The following is a 7,199-nucleotide window of genomic DNA, read 5'->3' on the forward strand; positions in this document are numbered from 1 at the left end:
GGATCCCAAGTGGAAGGAAGGCATCAAGGCGGTCTGCGTGTTGAAAGCCGGACAGCACTTATCCGAAAAAGATTTGATCGAATTCGTCGGCAGCCGCATTGCCCGCTATAAAAAGCCACAATATGTGCAGTTCGTGGAGTCACTCCCGGAAAAAAATGGCAGTATCGACCGGCAGGCGGTGAAGGAACTTTACGGGGGCGAGCAGACGCACAACGATTGAGACCGGTGGATCGATCCACCGAGAAATAGCAAACCTACCCGGCCTGCGTTCGTGGATCACAAAAGAACCTTGACCGTCTTATTGTCGATCCTGATGATTTTCCTAAATAGTATCTATCCCGCCTGAGTTGCAGACCACTGCGCATGCGTCCCCGCGGCAATTATCGTGCATGGCCGCGGCAACGTGTATTGAATTCCTTTGAAAAATCTGGTTTCATAATGCATCGGTTTTTTGATTCTCACCCGATCACCATCGATACATTTTACGAGGAGGTCATGCATGAACATCCTCACCATTTTGGGAAGTCCGCGCAAAAAAGGCAACACGGCCGGCGCACTGGATATGGTGGAACAGGAACTGTCCGGCTGGCATCAGGTGGAACGCCTCGCCATTACTTCCGTGAAAGTCAATGGATGTCTGGGCTGCCAGGCGTGCCAGAAAGTGGCCGACCGGCCCGGATGCGTCCAAAAGGATGACGCGGTTGCCGTATTCGAACGCATGATCGCAGCCGATGCCGTAATTTACAGCAGCCCCCTTTACTGCTGGGACTTTTCCGCCCAGATGAAGGCACTCATCGACCGTCACTTCTGTCTGGTCACAGGTTACGGCACCGTCAACCACCGATCCCTGATCGCCGATAAGCCAGCCGCCCTGCTGGTCACCTGCGGCGGGCCGGTGAAAGGCAACGCCGATGTCATCCAGACCGTCTTCGACCGGGTGTGTAAGTATGGCCAAGCGCGAGCCGTGAACAAGACCGTCATCCCCTTCTGCACAACACCGGACGCCCTGGGCGAGGAGGCCCGTGCCGCCGCCCGCAAGCTGGCCGGGGACATCAGCGGTGCACTCAGACAGTAGCCTTGCTCGATCACACGATGGTAGTGACCGATGGAATAGGAAACAGCCTATATGGCGCGATATGTTCCGTTTTCCTCAACGATTCGGCCTTCCCGAAGCAACAGGGCCAGGTTTTTACGGATCATCTGGGTTTCGAATATCTGTTGAAGCGTGCCGTCGGGCATCCGATTCCTGTAAAAGGGTGAATGCCTGACCATCCCTTCCAGGTTCATTTCTTTGCAGCACAAATCGAAAACCGCCGCCTTCTGTCGGTCAAAGGCCTTCAGGTAACGGTCGAAGGCCGCATCGGCATCCGATCGGGCGATCGGCAGTTTATGGGAGGCACAGATTTGACGGTAGGGCAGGTTACGAAGCATCGACACACTTTCCCGAAACCGATGGATATCACCTTCCGGGTTGCCGTACCATGGCCCGAACCCGGTGAAGTCGATATCGATGGAAAACAACGTTCCTGAATGCTCCTCCAGGAAACAATAATGATCATCCAGGTGGCCCGGCGCATGAATTGCCTGGAGCTGAATGGATCCAAAATCCAGGATTTCACCGTCGTCAAATTGTTGGTCCGGCCGGCGCATGGGAAGGATGCCCAACCGACTCGAGGCCACCCACGTCCAGTATTGCGCCTCCTGCCGGCCCTCGACGAATCGCTGACCGAGCAGCCGCAGGTCGCCCACGGACGCCGGGGTCTGGGCCGGCAATAACAGCTGCCGGTCGCTCAGCACATGCCATGACAGAATATGGTCGGGATGGGAATGGCTGATGATCAGCACGTCGATGCGCGTCCGGCGATCAATTTCAACGATTCGTTCGGCTCCGATACCGGCATCGATTAATACAGTCCGGTCTCCAATCATCAGGAACCCGTTGCAGTGGGGAAAACGGCCCTTTCCGGGGGCCTTTATCAGCCAGATGCCCTTGTCGACCGGCTGGATGAAATGAATCTCATCAAGGTTTTTCATCGAGGAGTAACCGTATCCTGCCCTTTAGACGTCTTTCAACACCCTGTTAAACAGTAAGCGGCGTCGGTGCTGGTCCGCTTAACGATACAATACGCCAGATGACCGCTCCCGGCAACCGATAGCGCATGGTAAGGGTTTCCGGTTTTTTTAACCCCCCGGGCATGATATAAAACCAGGACTAACAATTGTTTTGAACCCTCCCCGCGGCAAGCCGCGGGGAATGTTCTGCCTGAAACGGCAGTGCTACGCGGCACCGTAAGGATAAAAAATCGATTTTCAGTTCGCTCGCTAACCCCGCCGCAAGCGGCGAGGAATGCGCTCGCTATCGCGGTTCAACCGCTGAATCATCAGAAAGCGCTGGAAGGACAATCATGAAACCGATGTTATTCAAGAATGTGGCCATCGAGGCGGTGGCATGTGTACTGCCGACGACGATCATCACCTCTGCCGATATAGAATCACAGCTTTCGGCCACCTTGGAACGCATCGGCATCAAGCCAGGGATCATCGAGGGACTCTCAGGCATCCGGGAGCGGCGGTTCTGGGACATTGACCAGCAGGCCAGCGACGTGGCCACCCTGGCTGCCGAAAAAGTATTGCAGCAAACCGGCATCCATCGCGAGGCCATCGGTTGCTTGATCAGCACGTCGGTCTCCAAAGACTATATCGAGCCATCCGTGGCCAGCCTGGTGCACGGCAATCTGGGACTTGCCGACCACTGCATCAACTATGACATAGGCAACGCCTGCCTGGGTTTTGTCAACGCCATGGCCAGTGTGGGCATGATGATCGACGCCGGTCTTGTCGACTACGGACTCATCGTAGATGGGGAGAATTCGCGGGAAGTGGTCGAGGCAACCATCAACCGACTGCGGCAATCGGATGCCAAGTCGGACGCCTTCAGGGACCAGTTCGCCACCCTCACTTTAGGCTCGGGGGCGGTAGCCATGATCCTGTGCCACAGGAATATGTCTACAACCGGCCATGTGGTCAACGGGTCGGTGACCCGGGCGGCCACCCGCCACAGCCGTTTGTGCCTGGGGCAGCGCGACTATATGACCGCCGATGCCTCCAAGGTGCTGATTTTCGGCGTGGAACTGGCCAAAAAGACCTGGGACCTGGCCAGCAGCACCTTGACCAACTGGAGCGACGCGCAAATCGATGCCTACATTCCCCACCAGGTAAGCCGGCGAAACATGGACGTGCTCAACAGTAAACTGGGCCTGACCCCGGAGAAACATCATCTGAACTTTCCCACCCTGGGCAACATCGGCCCTGCGGCCGTGCCCATCACCTTATGCCAGGCCGCCGAATCCGGCCGCTTCCGAGCGGGCGACCACGTGGCACTCATGGGGATCGGCAGCGGCCTCAACTGCTCCATGATGAGTGTGACCTGGTAGGCTTGCCATCCCCTGCCGGTTGGAAGTGAACGAGCACTACGGGTTAACCTATCTGCATGCCGGATAGGCGCCTTAACCGGCCGGATCATTTTCTATCGACCCACGATAGGCTGTCCTGCGCAATCCATATTTTCGCATCTTATAGTGAATCAGCTGCCGCGAAACATTCAACCTCCTTGCAGCGGCTGACACATTGCCACCGGCGGCCCTCAGGGCGTCATCAATCATCTTCGCTTCCTGTTCCTGCCGTCGTTCCCGCAGGTCCTGCATACCGGCTCCGGGAGATGCCACGCCAAGATCGGGGTTGCCGGCTTTCGAGACCGGTGGATTTGCAGAACGATCCAGCGGCACCACGTGCACCGGTGTACCTTCATCACGAACCTGATGCAGAAGCAGATGCGGCGGAAGGTGGGAAATGCGCAGGGTTGTGTCCGGCCCGATGGTGTTCATGGCCCCTTCAATGAGATGTTCGAGTTCACGAACGTTTCCCGGCCAGTGATAGGTTCGAAAAAACTGCATGACCGGTTCGCTGACGCCGCACACCTTTTTGCCGAGGGCCAGATTATTTTTGTAGATGAAATGGCGGGTCAGCGTTTCGATGCCATCAGGCTGTTCGTGTAAAGGGGGAATGGCAATGTAAACCACGGCCAGGCGATAAAACAGGTCCATGCGCAACTGCCGTTGCCGAATGGCCTTGTGGGCGGGTATGTTGACGGAGCTAATGATTTTCAAGGCGACGGGCACTTCACCTGAAGCTCCGACACGCCGGATTTTTTTCTCCTGGAGCACCCGCAGCAGTTTGGACTGGAGAGCAATGGGCATCGAATTGATCTCATCCAGAAAGAGAGAGCCGCCGTTGGCCTGTTCGAACAGCCCCATTTTGTCCACGGCGCCGGTGAACGCCCCCTTTACCGTTCCGAATAGCAGACCCTCTAAAAGCGTGTCCGGAATCGCAGCGCAATTGATGCCCACAAAAGGGTTGTCCCTGCGGGAGCTGTAGTTGTGAATGCTCTGGGCAAACATCTCTTTGCCCGATCCGGTTTCACCGAAAAGCATCACCGGTGAACGGCTCTCTGCAGCCAGACGGGCCATGGTCAGGGCGTGGAGAATACTTTTGTCCACGCCCATGATATCGGAAAACTGGTATCGGGTGCCATTGGCCAATTCCGGAGGGGTGTTCGGCGACAGGGTGGAATAACCGGACATGACCTTTTCCAGTAAATTGTAGTTTTTTACAAAACAGATGGCGCCCGCCAACGTTCCGTTGAGGTGCAGCGGGAAGACACTGTGGATCGTATTGGCCAGTTTACCTTTGCAGGTCCGGTAAAAAAACAGCCTGCCGATGATGGGTGTGTTGGCTTCCAGGCACCTGAATATCATGCTGTCATACCAGTCCAGCCGGTAGATGTCCGCAACTCGCTTGCCGATGACATTTACGGGTCGCAGATCGTCAATTCCCGCCTGGGTTTCGTTGTAGAACAGGATGCGGCCGCCGGTGTCGGTGATGATGATGCCCTCATCAAAGGCATCGAACACCGGCATAAAATCGAGGTTGTCAAAGTCGGGCAAAATAGGTCGATTCGAGGATTGATCAGACAACGTCAGTCTCCATGGCTGGTTGTTTAAGGGAAGCTTTCGATATCAGTTGATTATATGTAAAAAAAACAGTCAATGAAAACATTTTTCCCTTGAATGTGTAAAGTTTTTTGTCGGTCTTCATGTTCAAGCGGTCGGTTATCCGACGAAAAAACCTCGCCATTCTCTGACACACGTCTGTCCCACGACTAAAAAAATAATCTTTTCAGTATGTTATGCATATTTTTGCCCGTCTGATATGAAAACCTGGGGTGTCGGTTATCATTTTAGCAAATCAGTCCGCCATGGCATGCAATCTGCTCTGTAAGCATCTTATTTTCGTATGGTTGGGAAGCCTTTCCGACGACAGCACCGCAATAGCCCATCCAAGTGTCGCCATTAAGCGCAACAAGGAGGATCGATCATGTATGACCGCATGCAAACGTTCACCACGAACCAGATGACCCGGATTCACGATGCATCCATGGCGCTGCTGTCAAGCGTCGGTGTGGCCTTCAATGAACCCGAAGCATTGGAGATCTTCGCATCCAATGGGTTCAAGGTGGATGGAAAAACGGTTTTCATGACCGAGGCCCAGATACAAAAAGCGCTCGAGACCGCCCCTTCACGGTTCACGGTGACTGCACGGAATCCTGAAAAAAGCGTTGCCGTGGGAGAGGACGATTTCGTTTTCGCACCCGGCTACGGTGCGCCCTTCATCGCCCTGCCGGACGGTAGCCAGCGGGAAGCCACCATGGCGGACTATGACAATTTCTGCAAACTGATCCAAACATCCAAAACCATCAACATGAACGGGTTCATGATGGTGGAACCGGGCGATGTGGCGCCTGACACCGGCCATCTGGACATGATCTTCTCCAGCATTGTTTTGTGCGATAAACCCTTTATGGGAAGTCCGGTATCCAGACAAGGCGCCCGGGACTGCATTGAGATGGCCTCCATCATATGGGGTGGCAAGGACAGGCTTCTCGCCGCGGGACCGGTTTCGGTGTCCCTGATCAATTCACTGTCGCCGCTTCAGTTTTCCGACGAGATGGCCGGTTCCCTGATTGAACTGGCCCGGGCCAACCAGGCCTGCGTGATCGCCTCGCTGATCATGGCGGGTTCATCCGGGCCGGTGACCCTCTCCGGCGTATTGGCCTTGCAGAATGCCGAAATCCTGGCGGGCATCACCCTGGCGCAATTGGTCAATCCGGGTGCACCGGTGGTCTATGGATCCACCTCCTCGGCCATGGATATGCGCACCGGCGGATTGGCCATCGGCTGCCCGGAACTGTCCATGGTGGTTTCGGCCACTGCCCAGATGGCTCGATTTTACAAGCTCCCCAGCCGCAGCGGGGGCGGTTTGACCGATGCCCATTTCCCGGATGGCCAGGCCGCGGGAGAATCCGCCCTGGCCCTTTCTACCGCTGCCCGCAGCGGCATCAACTTCATTCTCCATTCGGCCGGTATCCTGGGCTCTTATATCGCCATGAGTTTTGAAAAATTTCTCATGGACGAAGAGATGTGCGGCATCATCCGCAAGCTGATCAAGCCCATCGACGTTTCCGATGAAGCCATCGATGTTGAGATGATTAAAAACGTGGGCATCGGCGGTCAGTACCTGACCCAGCCCAAAACATTCAAGCTGTGCCGCACGGAATTCTACATGGCCGACTTTTTTAACCGGCAGAATTATGCCGGCTGGAAAGCTGCCGGTTCCAAGCGTATTGATCAGGTCGCCACCGAGAGCCTGAGCCACCGCCTGGCCGCTTACGAAAAGCCCCCCATCGATCCGGATGTGGAAACCGCGTTGTCTGCTTACGTGGCCGGACGCAAGAATAAATCTTGACGGTGAGCACCAGTTGACCTATGGGTCGGCCTTGATATAGAGCTTCAATTTCATCAATTGAAATATTATAAAACGACCAAGATACAGCACAAGCATCGCTAATATCCTATCACCCACATTCAGGAGGATCATTCATGGCAACCCAGGACATTTTCAACGCAGTACTGGCATTTGACGAGGAGACGGTAAAGGCCAAGACCCAGGCGGAAATGGACGCCGGCACGGACATCGGCGCCATCTTGAACGACGGGCTGATCAGCGCCATGGACGAGGTCGGTGAGCGCTTTAGCGCCGGCGAACTGTTCGTGCCCGAGATGCTCATGGCGGCCCAGGCCATG

Annotated in this window: 7 protein-coding genes; 5 read left to right on the plus strand and 2 right to left on the minus strand. The window is 55.4% G+C overall.

What is annotated here, in order from left to right; all coding sequences use genetic code 11:
- Both QNK41_RS22145 and QNK41_RS22150 read left to right on the plus strand, forming a co-directional pair.
- Positions 1 to 220, plus strand: a 220-nt coding sequence (locus QNK41_RS22145) for an AMP-binding enzyme (RefSeq protein ID WP_413815192.1), incomplete at its 5' end; no start/stop codon positions are given.
- A 279-nt stretch (positions 221 to 499) separates the two neighbouring features.
- Complete coding sequence (locus QNK41_RS22150; protein ID WP_319261801.1) at positions 500 to 1,075, plus strand: flavodoxin family protein; 576 nt, start codon at positions 500 to 502, stop codon at positions 1,073 to 1,075.
- A gap of 47 nt (positions 1,076 to 1,122) precedes the next feature.
- Here the strand turns inward: QNK41_RS22150 and QNK41_RS22155 are convergent, their stop codons facing one another.
- Positions 1,123 to 2,034, minus strand: coding sequence for an MBL fold metallo-hydrolase (locus QNK41_RS22155; RefSeq protein WP_319261804.1), 912 nt, complete (start codon positions 2,032 to 2,034; stop codon positions 1,123 to 1,125).
- Positions 2,035 to 2,405: 371 nt separating this feature from the next.
- Here QNK41_RS22155 and QNK41_RS22160 point away from each other — a divergent pair, with 371 nt between their 5' ends.
- Positions 2,406 to 3,434, plus strand: a complete 1,029-nt coding sequence (locus QNK41_RS22160) for a 3-oxoacyl-ACP synthase III (protein ID WP_319261806.1) — start codon at positions 2,406 to 2,408, stop codon at positions 3,432 to 3,434.
- A gap of 72 nt (positions 3,435 to 3,506) precedes the next feature.
- Here QNK41_RS22160 and QNK41_RS22165 read toward each other — a convergent pair whose 3' ends face one another.
- Complete coding sequence (locus QNK41_RS22165; protein WP_319261809.1) at positions 3,507 to 5,033, minus strand: sigma-54 interaction domain-containing protein; 1,527 nt, start codon at positions 5,031 to 5,033, stop codon at positions 3,507 to 3,509.
- 400 nt (positions 5,034 to 5,433) lie between these two features.
- Between QNK41_RS22165 and QNK41_RS22170 the strand changes: the two genes are divergently transcribed.
- Together QNK41_RS22170 and QNK41_RS22175 are read left to right on the plus strand one after the other, a co-directional pair.
- Positions 5,434 to 6,861, plus strand: coding sequence for a trimethylamine methyltransferase family protein (locus QNK41_RS22170; RefSeq protein WP_319261812.1), 1,428 nt, complete (start codon positions 5,434 to 5,436; stop codon positions 6,859 to 6,861).
- Positions 6,862 to 6,995: 134 nt separating this feature from the next.
- Positions 6,996 to 7,199: B12-binding domain-containing protein (locus QNK41_RS22175; protein WP_319261817.1), on the plus strand; the 204-nt coding region annotated here is incomplete at its 3' end.

Source organism: Desulfosarcina sp., assembly GCF_033791525.1.
Taxonomy (GTDB): domain Bacteria; phylum Desulfobacterota; class Desulfobacteria; order Desulfobacterales; family Desulfosarcinaceae; genus Desulfosarcina.